Raw genomic sequence first — 635 nt, forward strand, 5'->3', positions numbered from 1 at the left:
TAAACTGTTCCCAGTATTAACTTTTTACTTCCTGTATCAACAACTATTGTATCTCCGTCTACTCCTATTTGTTCTCCTGTTATTTCAAGTGATTTAGCTATTACTGCTGCTGACTGGTCGCTTTCCATTCCTGCCATTGTTATGCACGATACTTTTATTTCATAGAATCCCGGTTCGGCATTTGCAAGAAAGTAAGTACTGTTTCCTCTTGAGAATTTCAGGTTTAATCCTGTATAGTGACCATCTTCTGTTATTCCTTTCATATACACTATGTATTCCTGAATATCATCCCTATTTACTTTATCCCACTTTGTTCCTATTCCTAGGTGTAAATTTTCCGGAATCAGATTAATAGGGGCAGGTGGTTTATCTGTTGGATATTTTATATTTCCCCATTCAACATAGCCATTATTAAGATATGATTCGTCAAAAAGGTTTGATTTCTGATTTTCAAAATGCTCTGTATTAGGCTTATATTCCTCATACTCCACAGCTTCTATTTCCAGTTCATTCTGCTTTTGAGTTATTTTAGTAAGTTGTATTTCCTTTGTTATATCCTCAAAATCAAGTCTCACTGCATCCTGTAATTCCAAGAATGGGATACTATTTGTTCTCATCTTATGGGTTACCTTTTC

General features: G+C 34.8%; 1 pseudogene. It reads right to left on the bottom strand.

What is annotated here, in order from left to right:
- Positions 1–617 (bottom strand): annotated as a pseudogene (locus NK213_RS17890) (fibronectin type III domain-containing protein); the annotation flags it as partial.
- Positions 618–635: the final 18 nt, after the last annotated feature.

Source organism: Sebaldella sp. S0638, assembly GCF_024158605.1.
In the GTDB taxonomy this organism is placed as follows: Bacteria; Fusobacteriota; Fusobacteriia; order Fusobacteriales; family Leptotrichiaceae; genus Sebaldella.